24 protein-coding genes are annotated in these 24,604 nt (G+C 61.2%); 19 read left to right on the forward strand and 5 right to left on the reverse strand.

The features are described 5' to 3' along the window. Window positions 1-11 precede the first annotated feature (11 nt). From QCL65_RS05425 to purT, 4 genes are all read left to right on the forward strand, one after another. Window positions 12-536 carry a gamma carbonic anhydrase family protein gene (locus QCL65_RS05425; protein WP_407315265.1) on the forward strand — a complete coding sequence of 175 codons (525 nt, stop codon included), beginning with the start codon at window positions 12-14 and terminating at the stop codon, window positions 534-536. Further along, a complete protein-coding gene (locus QCL65_RS05430) occupies window positions 533-736 on the forward strand; it encodes a DUF1289 domain-containing protein (RefSeq protein WP_407315266.1) in 204 nt (67 codons plus the stop codon). The genes QCL65_RS05425 and QCL65_RS05430 overlap by 4 nt, the downstream gene beginning before the upstream one ends. Window positions 737-796: 60 nt before the next feature. Beyond that, window positions 797-1,264 (forward strand): preQ0 transporter, encoded by a 468-nt coding sequence (locus QCL65_RS05435; RefSeq protein ID WP_407315268.1) that lies wholly within the window; start codon window positions 797-799, stop codon window positions 1,262-1,264. Between the two features lie 71 nt (window positions 1,265-1,335). Further along, window positions 1,336-2,517, forward strand: a complete 1,182-nt coding sequence (gene purT, locus QCL65_RS05440) for a formate-dependent phosphoribosylglycinamide formyltransferase (RefSeq protein WP_407315269.1) — start codon at window positions 1,336-1,338, stop codon at window positions 2,515-2,517. 17 nt (window positions 2,518-2,534) lie between these two features. Here the strand turns inward: purT and QCL65_RS05445 are convergent, their stop codons facing one another. Both QCL65_RS05445 and QCL65_RS05450 read right to left on the reverse strand, forming a co-directional pair. Further along, a complete protein-coding gene (locus QCL65_RS05445) occupies window positions 2,535-3,749 on the reverse strand; it encodes a transporter associated domain-containing protein (protein ID WP_407315270.1) in 1,215 nt (404 codons plus the stop codon). 12 nt (window positions 3,750-3,761) lie between these two features. Beyond that, a complete protein-coding gene (locus QCL65_RS05450; RefSeq protein WP_407315271.1) occupies window positions 3,762-4,574 on the reverse strand; it encodes an inner membrane protein YpjD in 813 nt (270 codons plus the stop codon). Window positions 4,575-4,740: 166 nt separating this feature from the next. Here QCL65_RS05450 and ffh point away from each other — a divergent pair, with 166 nt between their 5' ends. The 12 genes from ffh (at window position 4,741) to QCL65_RS05510 (ending at window position 16,453) form a co-directional block, all read left to right on the forward strand. Next, window positions 4,741-6,123, forward strand: coding sequence for a signal recognition particle protein (gene ffh, locus QCL65_RS05455; protein WP_407315272.1), 1,383 nt, complete (start codon window positions 4,741-4,743; stop codon window positions 6,121-6,123). Between the two features lie 241 nt (window positions 6,124-6,364). Beyond that, entirely contained in the window at window positions 6,365-6,616 is a 252-nt protein-coding gene (gene rpsP / locus QCL65_RS05460; protein WP_407315273.1) for a 30S ribosomal protein S16, read from the forward strand. A 5-nt stretch (window positions 6,617-6,621) separates the two neighbouring features. Further along, window positions 6,622-7,158: a ribosome maturation factor RimM gene (rimM, locus tag QCL65_RS05465; RefSeq protein WP_407315274.1), complete on the forward strand. Its 537-nt coding sequence runs from the start codon at window positions 6,622-6,624 to the stop codon at window positions 7,156-7,158. Window positions 7,159-7,161: 3 nt separating this feature from the next. Further along, complete coding sequence (gene trmD, locus QCL65_RS05470) at window positions 7,162-7,911, forward strand: tRNA (guanosine(37)-N1)-methyltransferase TrmD (RefSeq protein ID WP_407315275.1); 750 nt, start codon at window positions 7,162-7,164, stop codon at window positions 7,909-7,911. A 42-nt stretch (window positions 7,912-7,953) separates the two neighbouring features. Beyond that, complete coding sequence (gene rplS / locus QCL65_RS05475) at window positions 7,954-8,304, forward strand: 50S ribosomal protein L19 (RefSeq protein WP_407315276.1); 351 nt, start codon at window positions 7,954-7,956, stop codon at window positions 8,302-8,304. Window positions 8,305-8,577: 273 nt separating this feature from the next. Beyond that, on the forward strand, window positions 8,578-9,861 hold the full coding sequence (locus QCL65_RS05480) for a sugar MFS transporter (RefSeq protein ID WP_407315277.1): 1,284 nt from the start codon (window positions 8,578-8,580) through the stop codon (window positions 9,859-9,861). A 105-nt stretch (window positions 9,862-9,966) separates the two neighbouring features. Next, window positions 9,967-10,863, forward strand: coding sequence for a site-specific tyrosine recombinase XerD (gene xerD / locus QCL65_RS05485; RefSeq protein ID WP_407315278.1), 897 nt, complete (start codon window positions 9,967-9,969; stop codon window positions 10,861-10,863). 143 nt (window positions 10,864-11,006) lie between these two features. Further along, entirely contained in the window at window positions 11,007-11,741 is a 735-nt protein-coding gene (locus QCL65_RS05490; RefSeq protein ID WP_407315279.1) for a disulfide isomerase DsbC N-terminal domain-containing protein, read from the forward strand. A 116-nt stretch (window positions 11,742-11,857) separates the two neighbouring features. Continuing rightward, the gene (locus QCL65_RS05495) at window positions 11,858-13,162 is read left to right on the forward strand and encodes a homoserine dehydrogenase (RefSeq protein ID WP_407315280.1); all 1,305 of its coding nucleotides are present in this window, start codon (window positions 11,858-11,860) and stop codon (window positions 13,160-13,162) included. A gap of 57 nt (window positions 13,163-13,219) precedes the next feature. Next, window positions 13,220-14,629, forward strand: a complete 1,410-nt coding sequence (gene thrC / locus QCL65_RS05500) for a threonine synthase (protein WP_407315281.1) — start codon at window positions 13,220-13,222, stop codon at window positions 14,627-14,629. A 181-nt stretch (window positions 14,630-14,810) separates the two neighbouring features. Continuing rightward, window positions 14,811-16,031, forward strand: a complete 1,221-nt coding sequence (locus QCL65_RS05505; RefSeq protein ID WP_407315282.1) for an EAL domain-containing protein — start codon at window positions 14,811-14,813, stop codon at window positions 16,029-16,031. A 131-nt stretch (window positions 16,032-16,162) separates the two neighbouring features. Beyond that, on the forward strand, window positions 16,163-16,453 hold the full coding sequence (locus QCL65_RS05510; protein WP_407315283.1) for a DUF3509 domain-containing protein: 291 nt from the start codon (window positions 16,163-16,165) through the stop codon (window positions 16,451-16,453). 155 nt (window positions 16,454-16,608) lie between these two features. Here QCL65_RS05510 and QCL65_RS05515 read toward each other — a convergent pair whose 3' ends face one another. Continuing rightward, complete coding sequence (locus tag QCL65_RS05515; protein ID WP_407315284.1) at window positions 16,609-17,403, reverse strand: TIGR02285 family protein; 795 nt, start codon at window positions 17,401-17,403, stop codon at window positions 16,609-16,611. A 182-nt stretch (window positions 17,404-17,585) separates the two neighbouring features. On the opposite strand from QCL65_RS05515, the gene QCL65_RS05520 reads away from it, so the two are divergent. The 3 genes from QCL65_RS05520 to QCL65_RS05530 all read left to right on the forward strand — a co-directional run bounded on the left by QCL65_RS05520 (window position 17,586) and on the right by QCL65_RS05530 (window position 21,130). Further along, window positions 17,586-18,128: a YaeQ family protein gene (locus QCL65_RS05520; RefSeq protein WP_407315285.1), complete on the forward strand. Its 543-nt coding sequence runs from the start codon at window positions 17,586-17,588 to the stop codon at window positions 18,126-18,128. 44 nt (window positions 18,129-18,172) lie between these two features. Next, on the forward strand, window positions 18,173-19,882 hold the full coding sequence (gene recJ / locus QCL65_RS05525) for a single-stranded-DNA-specific exonuclease RecJ (protein ID WP_407315286.1): 1,710 nt from the start codon (window positions 18,173-18,175) through the stop codon (window positions 19,880-19,882). A gap of 141 nt (window positions 19,883-20,023) precedes the next feature. Then, a complete protein-coding gene (locus QCL65_RS05530; RefSeq protein ID WP_407315287.1) occupies window positions 20,024-21,130 on the forward strand; it encodes an NADH:flavin oxidoreductase/NADH oxidase in 1,107 nt (368 codons plus the stop codon). Window positions 21,131-21,198: 68 nt separating this feature from the next. Here QCL65_RS05530 and QCL65_RS05535 read toward each other — a convergent pair whose 3' ends face one another. Both QCL65_RS05535 and QCL65_RS05540 read right to left on the reverse strand, forming a co-directional pair. Further along, window positions 21,199-22,815, reverse strand: coding sequence for a glucan biosynthesis protein D (locus QCL65_RS05535; protein ID WP_407315288.1), 1,617 nt, complete (start codon window positions 22,813-22,815; stop codon window positions 21,199-21,201). Window positions 22,816-23,012: 197 nt separating this feature from the next. After that, window positions 23,013-24,602, reverse strand: coding sequence for a gamma-glutamyltransferase family protein (locus QCL65_RS05540; protein ID WP_407315289.1), 1,590 nt, complete (start codon window positions 24,600-24,602; stop codon window positions 23,013-23,015). Window positions 24,603-24,604: the final 2 nt, after the last annotated feature.

Consider the following 24,604-nt stretch of genomic DNA (forward strand, 5'->3'; position numbering starts at 1 on the left):
GGCCCGCACACATGAAATACCGTTTGGGGACAGCCCGTGTCGATTGCCACCCACAGAGCTGGGTGGCGCCCAATGCCACGCTGATCGGCAATGTGCGTTTGCAGGCCGGGGCCAGTGTGTGGTTCGGGGCGGTGTTGCGCGGTGATAACGAGCTGATCGACATTGGCGAGAACAGCAACGTCCAAGACGGCACGGTGATGCACACCGACGCGGGCGTGCCGTTGAACATCGGCAAAGGCGTAACCATTGGCCATAACGCCATGCTGCATGGCTGCTGCGTCGACGACTACAGCCTGATCGGCATCAACGCGGTGATTCTCAACGGCGCCAAGATCGGCAAGCATTGCATCATCGGCGCCAACGCGCTGATCGCCGAGGGTAAGGAAATACCCGACGGCTCCTTGGTGGTGGGCTCACCGGGCAAGGTGGTGCGCGAACTCACTGAGGGGCAAAAACGCATGCTGGAGGCCAGCGCGGCGCATTACGTGGCTAACGCCCAACGCTACGCCAGCGACCTGGCAGAGCAAGAGCAATGAACAGCCGCCCCCACGAACGGCCGGTGGCGTCGCCCTGTGTCAGTATTTGTGCGCTGGATGAGCAGGACATCTGCACCGGCTGCCAGCGCACCGCCACCGAAATCACCCAATGGGGCCGGCTGGACAACACCGCGCGGCGCGAAATACTTGCCCTGTGCCATGAGCGGGCGCGGGCGCAGGGGTTGTTGATCGGTGGTTGATGCAGGATTTTCCTCCAGCCTTACCGTATTCTGTGGCACCTCCAATCGATCGACGCTGCCATGCTTTTCCTGATTTCATATATCGCCAGCGTAGTGCTGATCAACTACGCCTTCTCGGCCGCGCCCCACCTAGACGTCATTTGGTCGGCTTGGGGTGGTTTGGTGTTCGTCCTGCGCGACATGGTGCAGACGCGTTTTGGCCATGGCGCAATCGTTGCCATGCTGGCGGCACTGGTGTTGTCGTATATCACCTCCGACCCCACCATCGCCCTGGCCAGTGCCACCGCCTTTGGCGTGTCCGAGCTGATCGACTGGTTGGTGTTCAGCATCACCCGGCGGCCGTTGCGCGATCGCTTGTGGATCAGTTCGGCGCTGAGTATTCCGGTCGACACTTTTATTTTCTTCGGCATGATCGACGCGCTGACCGCGCCGGTGCTGCTCACCGCGCTGGGCTCCAAGTTCATCGGGGTGACCTGCGTGTGGCTGGCGATGGTCTGGCGTGAACGCAGGAATGCTGTCGCCAATTGATGTAAAATGCCCGCCTTTATTGGGTTGCGTTGTTGCGGCCCGTGCCCCGTACTTGCCCTTGAGGACCTCAAATGACCCGTATCGGAACCCCTCTGTCGCCCACGGCGACCCGCGTGCTGTTGTGTGGTAGCGGCGAATTGGGCAAGGAAGTGGTCATCGAGCTGCAACGTTTGGGCGTTGAGGTGATCGCCGTCGACCGTTATGCCGATGCTCCGGCCATGCAGGTCGCGCACCGCAGCCACGTGATCAACATGCTCGACGGTGCGGCTTTGCGCGCGGTCATCGAGGCGGAAAAGCCGCACTACATCGTGCCAGAGATCGAGGCGATCGCCACTGCGACCCTGGTTGAGCTGGAAGCTGAAGGCTTCACCATCATCCCTACCGCGCGCGCCGCACAGCTGACCATGAACCGCGAGGGCATCCGGCGCCTGGCGGCTGAAGAGCTGGACCTGCCGACCTCGCCCTACCATTTCGCCGACACCTTCGAAGACTACCGCGCCGCAGTGGAAGATCTCGGTTACCCCTGCGTGGTTAAACCGGTGATGAGTTCGTCGGGTAAGGGCCAGAGTTTGCTTAAGGGCGTCGACGACGTACAAAAAGCCTGGGACTACGCCCAAGAAGGCGGCCGCGCGGGTAAGGGTCGGGTGATCATCGAAGGTTTCATTGATTTTGATTACGAAATCACCCTGCTGACCGTGCGCCATGCGGGCGGCACCACTTTCTGTGCGCCGGTTGGTCACCGCCAAGAAAAGGGCGACTACCAGGAGTCCTGGCAGCCCCAGGCCATGAGCCCAGTGGCCCTGGCCGAGTCGGAGCGGGTGGCCAAGGCGGTCACTGAAGCGCTTGGTGGCCGTGGTCTGTTCGGGGTTGAATTGTTCATCAAAGGTGATCAGGTGTGGTTCAGCGAAGTGTCGCCACGGCCCCACGACACCGGCCTGGTGACCCTGATTTCCCAGGACCTGTCGCAATTTGCCCTGCATGCCCGGGCTATTCTCGGCCTGCCTATCCCGCTGGTGCGCCAGTTCGGGCCGTCGGCCTCGGCCGTGATTCTGGTGGAAGGCCATTCCCAGCAAACCGCTTTCGACAACCTGGGCCAGGCCCTTAGCGAGCCAGACACCGCTTTACGTCTGTTCGGTAAGCCCGAGGTCAACGGCCAGCGGCGCATGGGCGTGTGCCTGGCGCGGGATGAGTCCATCGATGCGGCGCGGGCTAAGGCTACTCGGGCTTCGCAGGCCGTGGTGGTCGAGCTTTAACGCGAGCGCTGGGGCCGTTAGCGGCTCCAGATCAGCACCCGCGACGCACGGTTATCCTCAGTCTCGAGGATTTCCATGCGGTAGCGGCCGATCTTCAAGCACACCGCGCTTTTCGGAATGCTTTCCAAGGCTTCGGTGACCAGGCCGTTCAGGGTTTTCGGGCCGTCGCTGGGCAGGTGCCAGCCCAGGCTCTTGTTGAGGTCGCGGATCGATGCGGCGCCGTCTACCACAAAGCGGCCGTCCGCCTGGGGATGGATGTGCGGGTTGTCCTGCAACTGCTCGTCTTCGAATTCGCCGACGATTTCTTCAAGAATGTCTTCCAGGGTGACGATCCCCAGTACTTCCCCATACTCGTCCACGACGATCCCCAGGCGCCGCTGCTTCTTGTGAAAGTTCAGCAGTTGCAAATGCAGGGGGGTGCTTTCCGGCACGAAGTAGGCGTCGTAGCAAGCACCCAGCAGGGCTTCCAGCGTCAGCTCGCCGCGGGGCAGCAGATGGCTGATTTGGCGGGTATTGAGCACCCGTTCCACTTGGTTGATGTCATTGTGGAACACCGGTAAGCGGGTGTGACGGCTGATGATCAACTGCTCGGTGATGCTTTCGAGGCTGTCATCCAGGTCGATACCGTCGATTTCGTTGCGCGGCACCAGAATGTCGTTGACGGTGATTTTATCCAGCGCATGAATGCCGCCCAGCAGGTGCGGCTTGTTGGCCCGCGCCTCATTGGCCAGGCTTTCGAGGCGCGGATGGGGTGGGCCGTTGTGTTCCTGTTGGCGTACCGGCGTGGCGGGCGCTTTGAAGGGCAGCAACAGCACCCGGGCGGCGTTGTCGAGCAGCCAGGCCAGGGGGTAGACCAGCTTCAGCGGCGCGGCCAGCAGGGCATTGGCCGCTGTCAGCAAGCCGTGGGGGTAGCGCTGGGCGAGTTGCCGTGGCAGGTATTCGGCAAACACCAGTAATACCAGGACGGTTGCCACCGCGCCGATGACCACGCCAGTGAAGCTGAGCATCCAGATGCCGGCCAGTGACCCCAGGAACATGGCCAGGGCCTTGCCCAGGCAACTGAGCAGGATCAGGCTTTGCTCGGGGTAAAGGGCGCGCGGTCGCTCGCTGCGCGGGGTCGCCCGTTGGGCATTGACGACCTGTTGCGCGGCCTCGATGGCAGTGAAGAGCGCAGACCAGAAGATCGACAGAGCCAGTACTCCCAGTACCGGCGCGAGGGGCATATTGGCCATTTGTTCCGCCCGTCAGATGTGCAGGATGTATTCGCGCACCAGCTTACTGCCGAAGTACGCCAACATCAGAAGGCAGAAACCTGCCAGTGTCCAGCGGATTGCCTTGTGCCCGCGCCAGCCCAGGCGGTTGCGCCCCCACAGCAGCACACTGAAAACGACCCAGGCCAGGCAGGCCAGCAGCGTTTTGTGCACCAGGTGCTGGGCGAACAGGTTGTCGAGGAACAACCAGCCGGACAGTAGAGACAGCGAAAGCAGGGCCCAGCCGGCCCACAGGAAGCCGAACAACAGGCTTTCCATGGTTTGCAGCGGTGGGAAGTTGCGGATCAGGCCTGAGGGGTGTTTGTGCTTGAGCTGATAGTTCTGCAGCAGCAGCAACATCGATTGGAACACCGCGATGGTAAACATGCCGTAGGCCAGGATCGACAACAGGATGTGCGCCAGTATGCCGGGCTCTTCATGGATGAGCGGCACGGTGCCCGCCGGTACGAACTGGGCGATCAGAATAGTCGCGGTGCCCAGGGGAAACAGCAGCACTAGCAGGTTTTCCAGGGGCATGCGCAGGCAGGCGACGAGAATCAAGGCGATGACAGCAGCGGCGATCAGGCTGGCGGAGGTGAAGAAATCCAGGCTCAGGCCCAGGGGCGTGAGCAGTTGCATGAGCAACGCGCAGCCGTGGGCGCCTACCGCGAGGCCGCCGAGCAGATAAAGCAGACGTTTATCGGCCTTGCCGCCCTGGCCGAGACGAATGCCCTGATAGATCGCAGCCGCCGCATAGAGGAGGGCCGCAAGGAGGCTGGGTAGTAAACTGGGTGACAAGCTGAGCATAGATCCCGGGGCGCGAGCCGTATTAAGGCGCTGAGTTTGGCATACAAAGCCCATTCCACGAAAGACTGGGCAGGGCGAGGTGTGCGCAAGCCTTACACTTCGTTATAATCGCCGACCAACTCTGGCCGCAATAACCTCGGTTCCCAGGAGCCAGAAAGGATCGCGCATGTTTGAAAACTTAACCGACCGCCTCTCGCAAACGCTGCGCCATGTTACCGGCAAAGCCAAGCTGACAGAGGACAATATCAAAGACACCCTGCGTGAAGTGCGCATGGCGTTGCTCGAAGCCGACGTCGCGTTGCCGGTGGTCAAGGATTTCGTCAACAAGGTCAAGGAGCGGGCTGTCGGTACCGAGGTGTCGCGCAGCCTCACCCCGGGCCAGGCGTTCGTCAAGATCGTCCAGGCTGAACTGGAAGAAATGATGGGGGCGGCCAACGAAGAGTTGGTCCTCAACGTGACCCCGCCGGCAGTGATCCTGATGGCCGGCCTGCAAGGTGCGGGTAAGACCACCACTGCAGGCAAGCTGGCGCGCTTCCTTAAAGAACGTAAGAAAAAGACCGTCATGCTGGTCTCCGCCGACATCTATCGCCCGGCGGCGATCAAACAGCTGGAAACCCTGGCCAACGACATCGGGGTGACGTTCTTTCCGTCCGACCTGTCGCAAAAGCCAGTCGATATCGCCGCTGCCGCGATTCGTGAGGCCAAGCTCAAGTTCATCGACGTGGTCATCCTCGACACCGCCGGCCGTTTGCACATCGACGCCGAGATGATGGGCGAGATCCAGGCCCTGCATGCTGCGGTGAAACCGGCCGAAACGCTGTTCGTGGTCGATGCCATGACCGGCCAGGATGCCGCCAACACCGCCAAGGCCTTTGGTGATGCGCTGCCTTTGACCGGGGTCATCCTGACCAAGGTCGACGGCGACGCCCGTGGTGGTGCGGCGCTGTCAGTGCGCGCCATTACCGGCAAGCCGATCAAATTCATTGGTATGGGCGAGAAGAGCGAAGCGCTCGAACCGTTCCACCCTGACCGCATCGCTTCGCGCATTCTTGGCATGGGTGACGTGCTCAGCCTGATCGAGCAGGCCGAACAGACCCTCGACAAAGGTAAAGCCGATAAGCTCGCGAAAAAACTGAAGAAGGGCAAAGGCTTCGACCTCGAAGACTTCCGCGATCAGTTGGTGCAGATGAAAAGCATGGGCGGCCTTGGCGGTCTGATGGACAAACTGCCCAGCATCGGCGGGGTCAACCTGTCGCAAATGGGCAACGCCCAGGGCGCGGCGGAGAAGCAGTTCAAGCAGATGGAAGCGATCATCAACTCGATGACCCCCGCCGAGCGGCGCGACCCTGAGCTGATCAGCGGTTCGCGCAAGCGCCGGATCGCCATGGGCTCCGGCACCCAGGTGCAGGACATCGGTCGTCTGATCAAGCAGCACAAGCAAATGCAAAAGATGATGAAGAAGTTTTCCACCAAGGGTGGCATGGCCAAAATGATGCGCGGCATGGGCGGTATGCTGCCCGGCGGCGGTGGCGGTATGCCTAAGATGTAATACCCCCGTAGCGAGGGGCCTCGGCCCCGACCCTACTCTGTACCCCTATTACCACCCCGGCCTCTTGGCCAAACCCGTTGCACGCAACGGCCCCTACGCAAATCGGCAGTGCATGCTTTTGACCCATGGAAAAAGGCATTTGCAAATATCCGTGTATTCCTTGAGAATATGCGGCCTTTCGGGCACCCGTGTGCCCGCTGTGGATTATGATTTGCAGCACCGACTACAGGAACGATGTTCAATGCTAACCATTCGTCTTGCCCGTGGCGGCTCCAAAAAGCGCCCGTTTTACCAACTGACCGTGACCGACTCGCGTAACCCGCGTGACGGCTCGCACAAAGAGCACGTGGGTTTCTTCAACCCTGTTGCCCGTGGTCAGGAAATCCGTTTGTCCGTGAACCATGAGCGCGTCAACCACTGGTTGAGCGTAGGTGCACAGCCTTCTGAGCGTGTTGCTCAGTTGTTGAAGGAAGCTGCTAAGGCCGCGGCCTAAGCAATATGAACGCGACGCCAGATTCCGCCGACGACTTGATGGTCGTAGGCAAGATTTTCTCGGTTCACGGCGTTCGCGGCGAGGTGAAGGTTTTTTCCTTTACCGATCCGATTGACAACCTGTTGCAGTACCCCCGCTGGACGCTTCGGCGCGATGGCGTGGTCAAGCAGGTTGAGCTGGTCAGTGGCCGTTCCACTCAAAAGGACCTGGTCGCTAAATTGAAAGGCCTGGATGACCGTGATGAAGCCCGGCTTCTTTCCGGTTACGAGATTTGCATCTCGCGCAGCCTTTTGCCCGACCTGACCGAGGGCGAGTACTACTGGTACCAGCTCGAAGGTCTGAAAGTTGTCGATACCCAGGGGCAATTGCTCGGGGTGGTCGATCACCTGTTGGAGACCGGCGCTAACGATGTAATGGTGGTAAAGCCTTGCGCAGGCAGCCTGGATGACCGTGAACGCTTGTTGCCCTATACGGAGCAATGTGTGTTGAAGGTCGACTTGGGTGCAGGCGAGATGCAGGTGGATTGGGACGCGGACTTCTAGGCGATGGCGAGCCTTCGAGTAGAAGTGATTACGCTGTTCCCGGAGATGTTTTCCGCCATCGGCGATTACGGCATTACCAGCCGCGCGGTGAAACAGGGGTTGTTGCAATTGACCTGCTGGAACCCGCGAGACTACACAACGGATCGACATCACACAGTGGACGACCGGCCCTTCGGCGGTGGTCCGGGCATGGTGATGAAGATCAAGCCTCTGGAAGACGCATTGGCGCAAGCCAAGCAGGCTGCCGGAGACGCGAAGGTGATTTACCTGTCGCCACAAGGCCGCCCGTTGACACAAGGCGCGGTACAGGAACTGGCGAAGATGGAATCTCTGATTCTCATCGCTGGGCGATATGAAGGCATTGACGAGCGGTTTATTGACGCTCATGTCGATGAAGAGTGGTCGATAGGTGACTATGTGCTTTCCGGCGGTGAACTGCCGGCAATGGTCCTGATCGATGCGGTAACACGGCTGCTGCCCGGAGCGTTAGGGCATGCGGACTCCGCGGAGGAAGACTCCTTCACGAATGGTCTGCTCGATTGCCCGCACTACACCCGACCTGAGGTGTATGCGGATCAGCGTGTTCCCGACGTGTTGCTTAGCGGCAATCACGCGCATATCCGGCAATGGCGTTTGCAGCAGTCCCTTGGGCGGACCTACGAACGACGCGCCGATCTTCTGGAAAGCCGCTCGCTTTCTGGAGAAGAGAAGAAGCTGCTAGCGGAATACATTCGCCAGCGGGACGATAGTTAACGTATCGATGGTAAATCAGACGATTTGCCTTAGGAGCACAGCATGACCAACAAAATCATTCTGCAACTCGAAGCCGAGCAGATGACCAAAGAGATCCCGACCTTTGCCCCGGGCGACACCATTGTCGTTCAGGTGAAAGTGAAGGAAGGCGATCGTTCGCGTCTGCAAGCGTTCGAAGGTGTTGTTATCGCCAAGCGCAATCGTGGCGTGAACAGTGCCTTCACCGTGCGTAAAATCTCCAACGGTGTAGGTGTAGAGCGTACTTTCCAGACCTACAGCCCGCAGATCGAAAGCCTGGCCGTGAAACGTCGTGGTGACGTGCGTAAAGCCAAGCTGTACTACCTGCGCGACCTGTCTGGTAAAGCAGCACGCATCAAGGAAAAACTGTCCTGATCACAGGGCTTTTCCTGATGTAAGACGCCGCCTGGTGGACCGCGTGCAAACGCACCTCAGGCTGCCCAAGCAAACGCCCCGACTGGTTCGGGGCGTTTGCTTTTGTGTTGTTCCAACCACGTCGCAAAACCGCGTGCTAAAGCCTTTAGTTCGCGCTGGTCGCTGAACTTTCCCGCCTTCCTGGTTTCTGTTCATCCCAGGATGCCTTGGCCTTTGGCCTCCCCGTATTGATCCGTAAGGCTGAACCACTACTTTAAGAACAGGACCGCGGCCATGACGGATAGCACCGTTGCAGTATCACCGGAAAAAACGTCATCGGGCATCGCTAACGCGCAGCGCTTGAGCGTCTTCGTATTTGCGCTGTTTTTCATTTTTGGTGGCATTACCAGCCTCAATGACATTCTGATCCCCAAGCTCAAGAGCCTGTTCAGCCTCAGCTACGCCGAAGCGATGCTGGTGCAATCGGCGTTCTTCCTGGCTTATGCGATTGCTTCCATTCCCGCGGGTCTGCTGATCACGCGCATCGGCTACATGCGCGCGGCCGCCTTGGGGCTGGTGACGATGGCGACAGGTTGCCTGTTGTTTATCCCGGCCGCACTGGTAGGGGTGTTCGGTGCGTTTCTGGTCGCATTGTTTGTGTTGGCCATCGGCGTTACGGTGGTGCAAGTGGTCGCCAACCCGCTGATCTCCTTGCTCGGGCCGGCGCAAACCGCCCATAGCCGGGTGACGTTCGCCCAAGCGTTCAACTCCTTGGGTACCACCATTGCGCCTTACCTGGGCGCACTGCTGATCCTCGGCTCACTGAGCCAAGTCGACCCCGCCACGTTGCAAGGCTCGGCGCTGGTCGCTTACCTGGCCGAAGAGGCCAAAGTCATCAGCAACACCTATGCCGGTATTGCTCTGGCGCTGGTGGTGGTGGCTTTGCTGGTCTGGCAGCAACGCAAGCAGATGCCACAGTCCGGCGCCAACGAGGGGGCCAACCCGCTGTCGACCTTGAGCCTGCTCAAGCAACCACGGTTCGCCTTCGGCGCCGCGTGCCTGTTCTGCTACGTGGGGGCGGAGGTCGCCATCGGCAGCCTGCTGACCAACTTCCTGATGCAGGACTCCACCTTCGGTTTCGACGAACAGTTGGCAGGCAAGCACGTGGCCTATTACTGGGGTGGGGCGATGGTCGGCCGCTTCATTGGAGCGGCCCTGTTACGTACCTTCGCCCCAGGCAAGGTTTTGGCCGGTGCGGCACTGATGGTGATTGCGCTGATCGCCTGCGCGGCGACCAGCCACGGTGCGCTCGCCGGTTGGTCGATCCTGGCCATTGGCTTGTTCAACTCGGTGATGTTCCCCACCATCTTTGCCTTGGCCTGTGAGGGCCTGGGCAAGCGTGCGGCTGAGGGCTCCGGGTTGATCTGCTGCGCCATCGTGGGCGGCGCTATCGTGCCACCGCTGACCGGCCTGGCGGCTGACTTCAGTAGCCTGGCGGTCTCCCTCGCTGTGCCGGCGCTGTGCTATGCCGTGATCGCTGCCTACGGCTGGTATGCACGGCGCGCCGTTGCGGTCTAACATCCAGGGTTCAGCGTGGCGTTGCCCTCGAGGGGGCTGCCGCGCAGGCCTTGCTTACCTGTAGGATGGCCTGCCCAATTCGCTTCAGGTTCAGTGCACAGTCCCATGGCCGCCATCGATCACCCCCTCATCGACCAATACCTTGACGCTTTATGGCTGGAGAAAGGGTTATCCGATAACAGCCGCCAGTCCTACCGCAGTGATCTGGCATTGTTCAACGGTTGGTTGCAGGCGCAGGGTGTCGAGCTGGCGAGGGTAGGGCGCGAAGCCATACTCGATCACCTCGCATGGCGTGTCGAGCATGCCTACAAACCCCGCTCCACTGCGCGCTTTTTGTCCGGCGTGCGCGGGTTTTACCGCTACCTATTGCGGGAAAAACTGATCGCGGTGGACCCCACACTGCAAATCGACATGCCCCAGCTTGGCCGGCCGCTGCCTAAGTCGTTGTCCGAGGCCGATGTGGAGGCCCTGCTACGGGCGCCGGACCTCAGTGAAGCTATCGGGCAGCGCGACCGCGCCATGCTCGAGGTGCTGTATGCCTGTGGCCTGCGGGTCACCGAGTTGATTAGCCTGACCCTGGACCAAGTCAACCTGCGTCAAGGCGTGCTGCGGGTCATGGGCAAGGGCAGCAAGGAGCGCCTGGTGCCCATGGGCGAGGAGGCCGTGGTATGGGTCGAGCGTTATATGCGCGACGGCCGCGCCGAGTTGTTGAACGGCCGCCCCAGCGACGTGCTGTTCCCCAGTCAGCGGGGTGAGCAGATGACTCGGCAAACGTTTTGGCATCGCATCAAGCACCAGGCCCAGGTCGCAGGGATCAGTAAATCGCTGTCGCCCCACACACTTCGTCATGCTTTTGCGACCCATCTGCTGAACCATGGCGCCGACCTGCGGGTGGTGCAAATGCTCTTGGGCCACAGTGACCTTTCGACCACGCAAATCTATACCCACGTGGCCCGCGCGCGGCTTCAGGAGCTGCACGCCCGGCACCATCCGCGGGGTTGATGGGGACACATTTTGCGGTTTTCGCCTTGATGCTCGGAGTCGGCCCCAGGGGCCGACTGTGGTAGGCTTGCCCGGTTGGTAAAGAGGGGCTCGCCGCGATTGTTCTCCGTAGCCCCCTGACGTCCGTCGCCCCAGGAGTTCCCATGCGCGTGACCCGTATATTCGCTGCCGCAGCATTTGCGTTGGCCAGTACCTTTGCGGTGGCCGACCCGGCCGCCGAGCAAGCAATTCGCAAGACCCTCGACACCCTACAGTTAGAGGTGCCGATTGAAAGCGTTGCCGCCAGCCCCCTCAATGGCTTGTACGAAGTCAAGCTCAAGGGCGGGCGTGTCCTCTACGCCAGTGCGGACGGCCAGTTCGTGATGCAGGGCTACCTGTTTCAGATCCAGGACGGCAAGCCGGTCAACCTGACCGAAAAAACCGAGCGCCTGGCGATCGCCAAGACCATCAATGGCATCCCGGTCACTGACATGGTGGTTTATCCTGCCGTAGGCCCCGCCAAGTCGCACATCACCGTGTTCACCGACACCACCTGCCCTTACTGCCACAAGCTGCATGCCGAAGTGCCGGAACTCAACCGCTTGGGTATCGAAGTGCGCTACGTTGCATTTCCGCGCCAGGGCCTGGGCTCGCCAGGTGACGAGCAGTTGCAGGCGGTATGGTGTTCCAAGGACCGCAAAGGCGCGATGGACCAAATGGTCGATGGTAAGACCATCAAAGCGTCCAAGTGCGCTAACCCGGTCAGCCAGCAGTTCCAGATCGGCCAGTCGATCGGGGTCAGCGGCACGCCGGCTATCGTCTTGCAGAGCGGTCAAGTGATACCGGGCTACCAACCCGCGCCGCAAGTGGCCAAACTAGCCATGGCGGCACAAGAGTGAAACGCTTCATGGCCTGACGGGTTTTCCGCCAGGCCATCCAACGCAAGCCGCGGCCCAGTGTCGACGGCGTAGATCACGGCCGACCCTCACGTCGGCCGTTTCATGGGGAGTTCAGAGTGAAACCGGTCAAAGTAGGCATCTGTGGGTTAGGTACCGTCGGTGGCGGCACCTTCAATGTACTTCAGCGCAACGCCGAGGAGATCGCCCGCCGTGCCGGGCGTGGAATCGAAGTAGCCCAGATTGGCATGCGCTCGAACAACCCCAACTGCCAGATTACCGGTACCCCCACTACCGCCGATGTGTTCGCAGTGGCGACCAACCCTGAAATCGACATCGTCGTCGAGCTGATTGGCGGCTACACCATCGCCCGTGATCTGGTGCTGTTGGCTATCGACCACGGCAAGCATGTCGTCACCGCCAACAAGGCGCTGATCGCTGTGCATGGCAACGAAATCTTCGCCAAGGCTCGCGAGAAAGGCGTGATCGTCGCGTTCGAAGCAGCGGTGGCCGGTGGTATTCCGGTGATCAAAGCCATCCGTGAAGGTTTGTCGGCCAACCGTATCAACTGGGTGGCCGGTATCATCAACGGCACCGGTAACTTTATCCTTACCGAAATGCGCGACAAGGGCCGTACGTTCGAAGATGTCTTGGCCGAAGCACAGGCCTTGGGCTATGCCGAAGCCGATCCAACGTTCGATGTCGAGGGCATCGATGCCGCGCACAAGCTGACCATTCTGGCGTCCATTGCCTTCGGCATCCCGCTGCAATTCGATAAAGCCTATACCGAAGGGATTACCCGGCTGACCACTGCCGACGTCAATTACGCCGAAGCATTGGGCTATCGCATCAAGCACCTGGGTATCGCGCGCAGCACTGCCAGCGGTATCGAGCTGCGCGTGCATCCGACCCTGATCCCGGCCGACCGTCTGATCGCCAATGTCAACGGCGTGATGAACGCGGTCATGGTCAACGGTGACGCAGCGGGCTCGACGCTGTTCTACGGCGCCGGTGCGGGCATGGAGCCGACGGCGTCGTCGGTGGTGGCGGACCTGGTCGACGTCGTCAGGGCGATGACCAGTGACCCGGAAAACCGCGTACCGCACCTGGCGTTCCAGCCCGATTCACTGTCGGCTCATCCGATTCTGCCGATCGAAGCATGTGAAACAGCCTATTATTTGCGCATTCAAGCCAAGGATCATCCGGGCGTGCTGGCGCAGGTGGCGAGCATCCTCTCCGCGCGCGGTATCAATATCGAGTCGATCATGCAGAAGGAAGTCGAAGAGCATGACGGCCTGGTGCCGATGATCCTCTTGACTCACCGGGTTCGGGAGCAGGACATGAACGATGCCATTGCGGCCCTGGAAGCGTTGCAGGACGTCGTGGGCCCCGTGGTTCGGATCCGCGTAGAGCATTTGAACTAAATCAGCCATGAGCCGCGTGCTGCAGCGGCTCCCCGCTCCAATTTAAGGTTTGCATCCATGCGCTATATCAGTACCCGTGGCCAGGCACCGGCCCTGAATTTTGAAGACGTGCTGCTCACCGGGCTGGCCAGTGACGGTGGCCTGTATGTGCCAGAAAGCCTGCCGCGTTTTACCCAGGAAGAGATCGCCTCGTGGGCAAGCCTGCCTTACCACGAGCTGGCGTTCAAGGTCATGCGCCCGTTCGTCACCGGCAGCATCCCCGACGCGGATTTCAAAAAGATTCTCGAACAAACCTACGGGGTGTTTTCCCACAGCGCCATCGCCCCGCTGCGCCAGTTGAACGGCAACGAGTGGGTGCTTGAACTGTTCCACGGCCCCACCCTGGCGTTCAAAGACTTCGCCCTGCAATTGCTTGGCCGCCTGCTCGACTACGTGCTGGCCAAGCGCGGCGAGCGTGTGGTGATCATCGGTGCTACCAGTGGTGATACCGGCTCGGCGGCGATCGAAGGCTGCAAGGCCTGCGAGAACGTCGACATTTTCATCCTGCATCCGCACCAGCGCGTATCGGAAGTGCAGCGCCGGCAGATGACTACCCTGCATGGCGAGAATATCCACAACATCGCCATCGAAGGTAACTTCGACGACTGCCAGGAAATGGTCAAGGCCAGCTTTGCCGACCAAGGGTTTCTCAAAGGCACGCGCTTGGTGGCGGTCAACTCGATCAACTGGGCGCGGATCATGGCCCAGATCGTCTATTACTTCCACGCGGCGCTGCAATTGGGCGGGCCAGCCCGTTCCGTGGCGTTCTCGGTGCCTACCGGTAATTTCGGCGACATCTTCGCCGGCTACCTGGCGCGCAACATGGGGCTACCGATCAACCAATTGATCGTCGCCACCAATCGCAACGATATCCTGCATCGCTTCATGAGCGGCAACCAGTACGTGAAGGAAACCCTGCACGCCACCTTGTCGCCGTCCATGGACATCATGGTCTCGTCGAACTTCGAGCGCTTACTGTTCGACCTGCACGGGCGTAATGGCGCTGCAATCGCGCAATTGATGGCCAGCTTCCGCCAGGACGGCAGCTTCAGCGTCGAAGACGAGCGCTGGACCCAGGCCCGCAAGCTGTTCGACTCGCTGGCCGTGACCGACGCGCAAACCTGCGAGACCATCGCCGAGGTGTTCGCCAATACCGGTGAAGTGCTCGACCCGCATACCGCGATCGGCGTACGTGCGGGCCGTGAGTGCCGCCGCAGCCTGGATATTCCGATGGTGGTATTGGGCACGGCGCACCCGGTCAAGTTTCCCGAGGCGGTGGTACAAGCTGGCATTGGTCGCACCCTGGAACTGCCGTTGCACATGGTCGACCTGTTCCAGCGTGAAGAGAAATGCACGGTACTGCCCAACGACCTAAAGGCCGTCCAGGCTTTCGTTAGCCAGCATGGTAACCGCGGCAAGCCGTTGTAACGTCGCTTGAGCGATGCCGCACCCTGGGCGCAAAGCCCAGGGTGTAGGCCTAGAAACAGATCCTTTGCGTTTTAGCGAATATTCCTACAGCGATTCGGACGCGTCCTATGGGCGCATCCGGATGGTCTCTCTAGAGTGGTATGGCGACTGAACAGTCGATCAAGCCTGACGGAGGCCGACCATGCGCTCACTCAAAATCCTCATCCTCGAAGACAGCCCTTTCCAGCTGATGGCTTTGCACCAGATGCTCAATGCCACGGGCGTTTTCGATGTACTGACCGCCGACAGCGTGGCGCGCGCCAAGCAATGCTTGCGCCGCCGCGGGCCAGTGGATGTTGCCATCTGCGACCTGCAGATGGGCGGCGAAGACGGCCTGGCATTCATCCGCCACCTGGCGGCGCAGCAGGGGGCCGCGGCGCTGGTGATACTCAGCAGTGTCGAGCGCAACCTGATCGAAAGTGTCGCGCAGTTCGCTCGCAGCCACGGGGTCTGGGTACTGGGCGCGCTACAAAAGCCCGCCGCCCCGGCCATGTTGCACCGCTTGCTCGAACTCTACCTCAAGCGCGGCGCCAAGCGTGACCCAGGGCTACCCGTACTGGAGGCGCCGCCCTTGCTTGGGCTGAGCGCCGAGCACCTGCCGCAGTTACGCGAGCAGTGGGTCGCACACTTCCAGCCCAAGGTCACGCTCAACGCTGAGGTGGTGGGGGTCGAAGCATTGGTGCGTTGGCAGCACCCGGAGCGGGGGCTGCTGGCCCCGGCGCAGTTTTTACCCGAGGTGACCCGCGCCGGTCTGCTCGATGAACTGACCTGGCAGATGCTCGAGTCTGCCCTGGCGCTCAGTGCGCAAACCTGCCTGGACGACGGCCGTCCTTTACCGGTGGCGGTAAATATTTCGCCAAGCCTGTTGGCGAGGGGCGATTTCGTCGAGCGGATCATGCAGGCACTGCGCGACTATCAATTGCCCGCTGGGGTACTGACGTTGGAACTGGTTGAAAGCCACCAGGCAGTGTTCGAGCATGGCCAGATCGAAGCCTTGCTGCGCCTCAGGCTAGCGGGCTGCCAGTTGTCCATCGACGATTTCGGTACAGGCGAGTCGACCTTGCTGCGGCTCATGCAACTGCCATTCTCCGAACTGAAGGTGCCCGGCGAATTTGCCCGGGGTGCGGGCAGCGACGGTCGCAAGGCGGCCATCATCGCAGGCGCGTTGGTTATGGCCCGACGGATGGGCATGCGCCTGGTAGTGGAAGGGGTGGAAACCGCCGACGACTTCCGAGCGCTGAAGAGCCTGGGCATGCCAGTAGTCCAGGGCTTCCATATCGCACGGCCGATGCCTGCCGAGCAGTTGCAGGAATGGTTGCAGGAGCACAGGGTGCTGAATGACGCGCAGGATTGCGTTGCGTGATATTCCCTTGAATCCGTTCTGTCACATTACCCCGTCATGCTTTGTAACCAGGGTGTGATAGAACTTTCTTCTAACGCCAGAGGTCAGTGTCTTGCCTATTTGATTTTTACAGACCAGCGGTGGTGATCGGTATGGAACATATCAGCTTGTTGCTCAGCGAAGCGTTGACGCCTTACCAAGTCGATGTCGCATCTGCCGACACTTACGGGGCATGCCAGGTAACGGTTAGAAATACCGCCGGTGCGACGATTCTCCAACGCGCTGTACAGCGCTGGCAGTTCGACGACCAACGCTCGTTCACCGATGTCGTGGACGGCCTGCATCGCGATCTGCGGGTCGCTGAAGGGCGCCTGGAACCCTGCATGATCGCTGCAATGAGAAGTGCCGCACAGAATCAGACATTTTCTGCAAATCTGGCCTGAAACGGGAACCTTCCGCATCAGCCAGCCTCATATTTATTAAGGGCAGCGTACAAACATTGTGCTCCGGTGTTTGTTGCCTGCCATGGTGGCCTGATAGGCCATGTTGACCCCGAGAGGCCTCCCCACCTCCCGGGGTTTCTTTTTTTGTGCAGCCGCTAGCCGTTACTGTTAATCGCCTTCAGCTTCAGGTTGATCTTTTCGATAACGATGCGACCGCGCTCAGTGTTCGAACAAGCCATATAAAGTTGTTGCGTCTTCGCCACGCCGCTGATCGGCAGTGCATCCAGCGCACCCTCGGGTAAGCCCACTTTGGCCGCGTAGTAACTGGCCTCTTGGCGATAGCCCAGCACCCCTTCGATTCGCCCCACATGCTCCATTCTCAGCAGGCTGGCCACCGCGTCGTTGCCGTGGTGGGGCAGGGTGCTGGCTTCTGGCGCCTGTGCGATCAGGGTGTCCAGCGTGTCGCCATAACTGCGTTCTGCGACCACACCGACCTTAATGTCCCCGCCCGCCAGGGCAGCATGCAGGTCGACTCCGTCCGGGCGTTGAAAAGGTGCGAAGCGCTCGCGGTCGAGGGTTCGAATAATCAGTTCGCTACTGCGGGTCGTCATGCTGGGCGTCGAGTAGGTGAGTTGCTTTGAGCGCTGGGTGGTCCTCAGCAACATGGGGTCGCAGGCCAGCTCTCCCTCCTGGAGCCGCTGCATGGAGCGCGCGCGGTTGACCCGCAGCACCACATGCTCGTACTCCGGCAAACCTTCGATGATCTGTTCCAGCAAACGGTCAACCGTCCCTTGGCCTTGGTTAGGGCCGGTGGCGATGGTCAACGGTGGCGTGTCGCGCAGCAGCCAAAACAGCCGTTCTTTGCTTTGGACGGGGGCCGCGGCCCCTAAAAACGCGACCAGTAGGGCAGTGAGCAGGGCGTCTCGCCATCTTGAACAGCCAGTTGCCATTAGCGTAATTTCCTCCTTGAAGCTGGCGGCACGCCAGTTGTCGCCCCGGGTTATGGCGCGCTCAAGCGCATCTTTATCACAGCCATGTGTCAGCGCATAGCCGTAGCGAGTTCGGTGAACCTCGTTGAAGGGGGGCGCATCGGGTAGACTGGGCGACTTTCTCTGTTTCAAGAAGCGTCCTCATGGCCCAGCCTTCCACGACTTACAAGTTCGAACTGAACCTCACCGACCTTGACCGCAGTGTGTACCAGACGGTTAAGCAAACCATCGCCCGCCACCCGTCCGAAACCGAAGAGCGCATGACCGTACGCTTGCTCGCCTATGCGCTGTGGTACGACGAGCAGCTGGCCTTTGGCCGCGGCTTGTCGGACGTCGACGAGCCGGCCCTGTGGGAAAAAAGCCTGGATGGGCGGGTGCTGCACTGGATCGAAGTGGGCCTGCCCGATATCGATCGTTTGACCTGGTGCTCGCGGCGTACCGAGCGCACCAGCCTGCTGGCCTACGGTAGCCTGCGGGTGTGGCAAGGCAAGGTGGTGGATGGCATCAAACACCTGAAGAACGTAAATATCGCGGCGGTGCCCCAGGAGGTTCTGGAAACCTTGGCCAAGGATATGCCTCGGGTCATCAAGTGGGACGTCATGATCAGCGAAGGGACTGTCTTCGTCACCGACGATCGCGGCCAGCACGAAGTCCAACTGGAATGGCTGCTAGGCGGCCGAGACTGACCGCTGCCCCCCCGTATTCTGAGCTAAAGAGACCGTCCTGCCACATGCGTATCGAACCGCGTCAATTGCCTGCCACCCTACCGTTCCTCGGCGAATTGCCGCCATTGCTGACGCGTCTGTATGCCGCGCGTGGGGTCACCTGCGCCAGCGAACTGGACAAGAGCCTGGCGCGGCTGATCCCTTTTCAGCGCTTGAAGGGCATCGACGCAGCGGTCGAGTTGCTGGTGCAGGCCATTGATCAGCGCCAGCGCATCTTGATCGTCGGGGATTTCGACGCTGACGGTGCCACCGCCAGCACGGTGGGGGTGTTGGGCCTGCGCCTGTTGGGCGCCGCCCATGTCGATTACCTGGTGCCCAACCGCTTCGAGTATGGCTACGGCCTGACCCCGGAAATCGTCGAAGTAGCCTTGCAGCGTGAGCCACAGCTGTTGCTGACTGTCGATAACGGCATTTCCAGCGTAGAGGGTGTGGCGGCGGCCAAAGCGGCGGGGCTGACCGTGCTGGTTACCGACCACCATTTGCCCGGCCACGAGTTACCGGCGGCCGATGCGATCGTCAACCCCAACCAGCCTGGCTGTGAGTTCCCCAGCAAGGCGCTGGCCGGAGTGGGGGTGATTTTCTATGTGTTGATGGCGCTGCGCGCGCGCCTGCGTGAACTGGGCCGTTATCGCGAGCAGCCGCAGCCCAACATCGGCGAGTTGCTCGATTTGGTCGCGTTGGGCAGCGTGGCCGACGTCGTACCCTTGGATGCGAACAATCGTATTCTGGTACACCAGGGGTTGGAGCGTATTCGTGCGGGCCGGGCACGGCCTGGCATCAAGGCGATTCTGGAAGTCGCCCGGCGTGAGCCCTCGCGAATCACCTCGACCGACCTGGGCTTTATCCTGGGGCCACGGCTGAACGCGGCCGGGCGCCTGGATGACATGAGTCTGGGCATCGAGTGCCTGCTCAGCACCGACCCTCAGCACGCCCGCGATATCGCCGAGCAGTTGGAGGGTTTGAATCAGGACCGCAAGTCCATCGAGCAGGGCATGCAGCGCGAAGCCTTGGCGCAGCTCAAGGACCTGCCCCTGGAGGCCATGCCCTTCGGCCTGTGCCTGTTCGAGCCCGACTGGCACCAGGGGGTGATCGGTATCTTGGCGTCGCGCCTGAAGGAGCGCTACCACCGGCCGACCATCGCATTCGCCGATGCGGGGGAGGGCCTGCTCAAGGGCTCGGCCCGTTCGGTGCCGGGGTTTCATATCCGTGACGCCCTGGACGCCATCGCCGCGCGGCACCCGCAGTTGATCAGCAAGTTCGGCGGCCACGCCATGGCTGCCGGCCTGTCGCTGCCTCAGGAGCACTTCCCGGCATTTGCCGCCGCCTTCGACGAACAGGTGCGTGAACAGCTGCAAGAGGACGACCTGACGGGCCGGCTTTTGTCCGACGGCAGCCTGGCGGTCGAGGAGTTTCACCTGGAGCTGGCCCGCGCATTGCGCAATGCCGGGCCATGGGGCCAGCACTTCCCCGAGCCCCTGTTCCACGGGGTGTTCCAATTGAGTGAGCAGCGGGTGGTGGGCGAGCGGCACCTGAAAGTCGTGCTCAAGACCGAGTGCGGTACGGTCAGCCTGGACGGCATTGCCTTCGGTGTCGACCGTGAGGTCTGGCCGAACCCCACGGTGCGCTGGGTACAACTGGCCTACAAACTCGAGCTCAATGAGTTTCGCGGGCGCGAAACCGTGCAGTTGCTGATCGCCCACATCGAACCGCGCTGAGCCCGTCTGGCGGGGGATCGGTGGGAACCGGCGGCCGTGCGGGGTTGTCGACTGATCTCTGCTCTGTTGTGGTGACCCCTTAAAACTCGGTTGCGACACTCACCGACAGGGCACCTGCCTATTTGCCTCCAGAGGTGCACCGTGAGTCTGCTACTAGAACCCTATACGCTCTGCCAATTGACCTTACGCAACCGCATTGCTGTGTCGCCCATGTGCCAGTACTCCAGTGAGGACGGCTTCGCCAACGACTGGCATTTGGTGCACTTGGGCAGCCGTGCAGTCGGCGGGGCGGGCCTGGTCTTTACCGAGGCGTGCGCCGTCACCCCAGAAGGGCGTATCACCCCGCAGGACCTCGGGCTGTGGAAGGATGAGCACATCGAGACACTGCAGCGCATCACCCGTTTTATCGAGGCCCAGGGCTCGGTGCCCGCGATTCAATTAGCCCACGCTGGCCGCAAGGGCAGCACCTACCGGCCGTGGGTCAAGCCCCAGGGCAGCGTGCCGGTGAGCGAAGGTGGTTGGCAACCCGTGGGCCCTTCGGCCATTGCCTTCGACCCTCACCACGTGGCCCCTACGGCGCTGGACGAAGCAGGTATCGATACCATCGTGCAGGCGTTCGTCGACGGTGCCCGGCGCGCGTTGACTGCGGGCTTCAAGGTGGTCGAGGTGCACGCCGCCCATGGCTACCTGCTGCACCAATTCCTCTCGCCCATCAGCAACCAGCGCCAAGACCGTTACGGCGGCAACTTCGAAAATCGCATTCGCCTGACCCTCCAGGTCACGGCGGCCATTCGTGAAGTCTGGCCAGCGGATCTACCCGTGCTCGTGCGCGTGTCGGCCACCGACTGGGTGGAAGACGGTTGGAACGAAGACGAAACCGTGGAGCTGGCGCGCCGCTTGAAAGCTGTGGGCGCCGACTTGATTGACGTCTCTTCAGGCGGCACCTCGGCCAACGCGGAAATCCCGACCGGCCCGGGCTACCAGACGCGCTTTGCCGAGCGGGTCCGCAAGGAAGCCGGCATCGCCAGCGGCACCGTGGGCATGATCACCGACCCTGCCCAGGCCGAGCATATTCTGCGCACTGGGCAAGCCGATATCATTCTCCTGGCGCGCGAATTGTTGCGTGACCCGTACTGGCCATTGAGCGCGGACGAAAGCCTGGGCGGCCGCCAGGCCACTTGGCCGGCGCAGTATCAGCGAGCGACCCACCGCGACCAGCCGATCCATGAGTCCGACCTGCGCGACTGATTGGCCCGGCAAAAAAAAGCCCCACGCCCGACTGACACGGGCATGGGGCATTTTTTTGCCTTTTTTGCTTAGGTGTACTTGCGTTTCTCCGGCGCAGGCGGGAAGTACTGATACAGCCAGGTCTCGCTCAGGGTGCGGCCGTCGGTGCGCAGAAACAGGCGCATCTCAACAGGTTCGACGCTGTCGTTGGTGGGGTACCAGTCGAACAGGACGCGGAAGCCTTTGATGTCCGGCAGCTCCAGAATATGGAAGTCCTGCAACTTGCCATTGGAGGCCGTGGCAATGGGCTCGATGCCAGACTTCAAGGTTTCGATACCGCCACCGTGGAAATCCACCGCGAAGCGGCGTGCCCATTTTTCCGGGTAGTGCTCGCCCGGTGCCCAGCCTTCGGTGAAGCCGCCCATGCCGGAACGGGTGGCATGCACGCGGGCCAGCGGCGTACCCACCGGCGGCAAGGCGCTCCAGTACAGCTTGTAGCCGTAGTTGAGGTAATCCCCTTTGGCGACCGGTTTTTTCGGTGTCCAGAAGGCCACGATGTTGTCCATCGTCTCACCGGTGGTGGGCAATTCCATGAGGTCCACCGAGCCTTCGCCCCACTCAGTGGTGGGCTCGACCCAAAGGCTTGGGCGTTTGCTGTACCAGTCGACGGTATCTTGGTAATGGTCGAACTCGTGGTCGGTCTGGACCAGGCCGAAACCCTTCGGGTTGTTGTCGGCAAACGCGTTGAACTGCACCTTGGCCGGGTTGTTCAGTGGCCGGCAGATCCATTCGCCGTTGCCGCGCCACATGGCCAAGCGGTCGGAGTCGTGGATTTGCGGGTGGATGGTGTCGCACATGCGGCGTTCGTGGTTGCCGCAGCTGAACATGCTGGTCATCGGCGCCACGCCCAGTTGGCTGATGGCTTCGCGGGCATAAATATGCGCGTCGATTTCCATTACCACCTGCTCGGCCTGGCAGTCGATGTCGAAACGGTAAGCGCCGGTGGCGCTGGGCGAGTCGAGGAGGGCGTAGACCACGAAGCGGGTGCTGTTCTTGCTTGGGGTTTCGAACCAGAACTTGGTGAAGTCGGGGAATTCTTCCTGGCGCTTGGCATAGGAGTCAATCGCCAAGCCCCGCGCCGACAGGCCGTATTGGCCAGCTTTGTCGACCGCGCGGAAATAGCTGGCACCCAGGAAAGACACCACGTCGTTGCGGGTCATCTCTGGCGCTTTGAACAGCTTGAAGCCCGCGAACCCTAAGTCACCTTTTAGCTGCTTGGTGTCGACATTGGTGTTGTTGTCGTAGTTGAACAGTTCAGGGCGGAAATGCACTTCACGGGCTTGGCGCGTGCTCGGATCGACGCTATACATGCGCACCGGCTGTTTGAAACCCATGCCGACGTGGAAAAAGTGCACGTCCAACTGGCCGTTGATGTCCTTCCACAACGAGTGGTTGGCATCGTACTTGATGGCGTTGAATTGCAGGGGCGTCATGGTCGCCAGGGTAGGGGGCAATACTTGCTTGCCGCTCACATAGGCTTTGGTCGAGAAGGCCTTGGCCTGGGCTTGCAGTGTTTTGAAGTCGAAGTGTTCAATTTCACCGTCGGCGGTGGCGGCGAATGCCCGCGCCGCGAATAACCCGCTGGCCGACAGGCCGGTATAGGCCGCCAGGGCCATAGAGGCTTTGAGTAGGTTCCTTCGATGCATGTCTAAGCTGTCCCGTTTGAATCCTGGCCGCTCCAAGCGCCCATCCACGGATCGAAAAATGAGGTTCGGTCAAGCCTTCGTCCGAACCCGGCGAACTTTACACAGATGCCCTAAGGTCCATTCAGTTCGCAAATAAACTGTAAATATTTTTATCCTTCCCGATGGCTAGTAGCCATGTTTGCAACGGTGCGGGGCACTTAAAACCCCGCTGCAGCGCCATTGCTGCGGGGGTCGAAAGCCCCTTCGAAGGCGCCATTGGGCAAGCGCACCGCCGCCCCGGCGTGGCCCATGGTTTCGCTGAAATCCTCGAGTATTTCTACGTCATGGCCCAAGGCTTTGAGCGCCGCGACCTGCGCTGCACCGACCCGTGCCTCAAGTTTCAGGCTGTCGCTACTCTGCCCCCAGGTGCGCCCCAATAGCCAGCGAGGCGCTGTTACCGCCTGCTGCAAAGGCTGCCCGAACACCGCGTAGCGGCTGAACACGGCCGCCTGGGTTTGCGGCTGGCCATCGCCACCCATACTGCCGTAGACCAGGGTACGGCCGTCCTTTAGGCGGGCGGCGGCGGGGTTGAGGGTATGGAAGGGTTGCTTGCCCGGCTGTAAGGCCAGTAAGTGCGTGGGGTCGAGGCTGAAAGAAGCGCCACGGTTTTGCCAATTCAGGCCGCTAGCGGGTAGCACCACGCCGCTGCCGAATTCGTGGTAAATGCTCTGAATGAAGGACACCGCCAGGCCGTCGTTGTCGATCACGCCCATCCAGATAGTGTCCCCTGGGCCTTTACCCGCACCCCAGGTCGCCGCGTGAGTAGGGTCTATCTGGCTCGCCAGTGGGTCCAGGAAAGCTGGCTCCAGGCAGCTTTGTGGATCGATGCGCATGTGCGCGGGGTCGGTGATGTGGGCGTCACGCACCCCAAAGGCAAGCTTGGTAGCCTCTACCAGTAGATGAATGTGCTGCGCGCTATCGGGCTCACACTGGGCCAGACCGGCTCGCTCAGCCAGGCCGAGAATCAATTGCGAGACCAGCCCTTGGCTGGGGGGCGGCAAGTTGTAGACGGTGCCACTGCCGTGTTGCAAGTGCAGGGCTTTGACCCGCTTGGCGCGATACTCGGCCAGATCAGCGCGGGTGATGGGGCAGCCCAGGGCCTGCAGGTCGGCGGCGATGGAGTCGCCCAGGGTACCGCGGTAAAAACTGTCTAGCCCTTCACTGGCCAATGTGGCCAGGGTGTTGGCCAAACGTGGCTGGCGGAACAGGCTGCCCGCCGCGGGGGCGGCGCCTTGGTCGAGAAACGTCTCGGCGAAACCGGCAATGTCTTGTAGCTCGGCTTGTTTGGCGGCCGTGGCGCAATGCTGGGATTGGGTGACCGGAATGCCGTTACTGGCGTAGTGGATAGCGTCGGCCAGCAAGGCGCTAAGAGGCTGCGTTCCGCCCAGTTGCGCCGACACTTGCAGCGCTTGCTCCCAACCGCTGACCGTGCCCGCCACCGTCAACGCCGCCGCCGGGCCCCGGGTCGGGATCTGTGACTGGCCGCTGTAGTGCTGCAACGTCGCCAGGCTGCCGGCCGGGCCGCTGGCGTCAATGGCGATGGGCTCGCCTGCAGCGGGCACGATCAGCCAAAAACCATCGCCGCCCAGGCTGTTCATGTGCGGGTAAACCACGGCAATGCTCGCCGCGGCGGCAACCATCGCCTCAATGGCATTGCCGCCCTGGCGCAAGACGGCCAAGGCCGATTGCGCGGCCAAGCTGTGTGGGGCCACGGCAATACCGCGCGCGGCCAGAGTGCTATGAAGCATGC

It is taken from the genome of Pseudomonas sp. nanlin1, assembly GCF_045571515.1.
Taxonomy (GTDB): domain Bacteria; phylum Pseudomonadota; class Gammaproteobacteria; order Pseudomonadales; family Pseudomonadaceae; genus Aquipseudomonas.

Excerpts from the sequence above, each read along its gene's own strand:
- QCL65_RS05425 (WP_407315265.1), top strand. The coding sequence starts at position 12 with ATGAAATACCGTTTGGGGACAGCCCGTGTCGATTGCCACCCACAGAGC.
- QCL65_RS05430 (WP_407315266.1), top strand. The coding sequence starts at position 533 with ATGAACAGCCGCCCCCACGAACGGCCGGTGGCGTCGCCCTGTGTCAGT.
- QCL65_RS05435 (WP_407315268.1), top strand. The coding sequence starts at position 797 with ATGCTTTTCCTGATTTCATATATCGCCAGCGTAGTGCTGATCAACTAC.
- purT (WP_407315269.1), top strand. The coding sequence starts at position 1,336 with ATGACCCGTATCGGAACCCCTCTGTCGCCCACGGCGACCCGCGTGCTG.
- QCL65_RS05445 (WP_407315270.1), bottom strand. The coding sequence starts at position 3,749 with ATGGCCAATATGCCCCTCGCGCCGGTACTGGGAGTACTGGCTCTGTCG.
- QCL65_RS05450 (WP_407315271.1), bottom strand. The coding sequence starts at position 4,574 with ATGCTCAGCTTGTCACCCAGTTTACTACCCAGCCTCCTTGCGGCCCTC.
- ffh (WP_407315272.1), top strand. The coding sequence starts at position 4,741 with ATGTTTGAAAACTTAACCGACCGCCTCTCGCAAACGCTGCGCCATGTT.
- rpsP (WP_407315273.1), top strand. The coding sequence starts at position 6,365 with ATGCTAACCATTCGTCTTGCCCGTGGCGGCTCCAAAAAGCGCCCGTTT.
- rimM (WP_407315274.1), top strand. The coding sequence starts at position 6,622 with ATGAACGCGACGCCAGATTCCGCCGACGACTTGATGGTCGTAGGCAAG.
- trmD (WP_407315275.1), top strand. The coding sequence starts at position 7,162 with ATGGCGAGCCTTCGAGTAGAAGTGATTACGCTGTTCCCGGAGATGTTT.
- rplS (WP_407315276.1), top strand. The coding sequence starts at position 7,954 with ATGACCAACAAAATCATTCTGCAACTCGAAGCCGAGCAGATGACCAAA.
- QCL65_RS05480 (WP_407315277.1), top strand. The coding sequence starts at position 8,578 with ATGACGGATAGCACCGTTGCAGTATCACCGGAAAAAACGTCATCGGGC.
- xerD (WP_407315278.1), top strand. The coding sequence starts at position 9,967 with ATGGCCGCCATCGATCACCCCCTCATCGACCAATACCTTGACGCTTTA.
- QCL65_RS05490 (WP_407315279.1), top strand. The coding sequence starts at position 11,007 with ATGCGCGTGACCCGTATATTCGCTGCCGCAGCATTTGCGTTGGCCAGT.
- thrC (WP_407315281.1), top strand. The coding sequence starts at position 13,220 with ATGCGCTATATCAGTACCCGTGGCCAGGCACCGGCCCTGAATTTTGAA.
- QCL65_RS05505 (WP_407315282.1), top strand. The coding sequence starts at position 14,811 with ATGCGCTCACTCAAAATCCTCATCCTCGAAGACAGCCCTTTCCAGCTG.
- QCL65_RS05510 (WP_407315283.1), top strand. The coding sequence starts at position 16,163 with ATGGAACATATCAGCTTGTTGCTCAGCGAAGCGTTGACGCCTTACCAA.
- QCL65_RS05515 (WP_407315284.1), bottom strand. The coding sequence starts at position 17,403 with ATGGCAACTGGCTGTTCAAGATGGCGAGACGCCCTGCTCACTGCCCTA.
- QCL65_RS05520 (WP_407315285.1), top strand. The coding sequence starts at position 17,586 with ATGGCCCAGCCTTCCACGACTTACAAGTTCGAACTGAACCTCACCGAC.
- recJ (WP_407315286.1), top strand. The coding sequence starts at position 18,173 with ATGCGTATCGAACCGCGTCAATTGCCTGCCACCCTACCGTTCCTCGGC.
- QCL65_RS05535 (WP_407315288.1), bottom strand. The coding sequence starts at position 22,815 with ATGCATCGAAGGAACCTACTCAAAGCCTCTATGGCCCTGGCGGCCTAT.
- QCL65_RS05540 (WP_407315289.1), bottom strand. The coding sequence starts at position 24,602 with ATGCTTCATAGCACTCTGGCCGCGCGCGGTATTGCCGTGGCCCCACAC.